Origin of the sequence: uncultured Streptomyces sp., assembly GCF_947488945.1 — a bacterium.
Classification (GTDB): Bacteria; Actinomycetota; Actinomycetes; order Streptomycetales; family Streptomycetaceae; genus Streptomyces.
This window is the reverse complement of sequence record NZ_CANLBS010000107.1, coordinates 1-272: the sequence shown is the minus strand read 5'-3', so window position 1 is coordinate 272 and position 272 is coordinate 1. Positions and strand designations below refer to the sequence as shown.

1 protein-coding gene is annotated in these 272 nt (G+C 65.8%); it reads left to right on the top strand.

The genetic code is table 11. The annotated features are described in order from the left end of the window. Window positions 1-272: catalase (locus Q0994_RS34005; protein WP_299542613.1), on the top strand; the 272-nt coding region annotated here is incomplete at both ends.

The window sequence follows — 272 nt, the reverse complement described above, 5'->3', positions numbered from 1 at the left end:
ATCCATGCGGGGAAGCCGCATCCGGACCGGGAGATCCCGCAGGCGCAGAGCGCGCACGACACGTTCTGGGACTTCGTGACCCTGCACACCGAGGCGACGCATCACACGCTGTGGAACATGTCGGACCGGGGTATTCCGCGTTCCTACCGGATGATGGAGGGTTTCGGTGTCCACACCTTCCGCCTCGTGGACGCGGAGGGGGCCTCGACGCTGGTGAAGTTCCACTGGAAGCCGAAGCTGGGGGTGCACTCCCTGGTGTGGGAGGAGGCGCA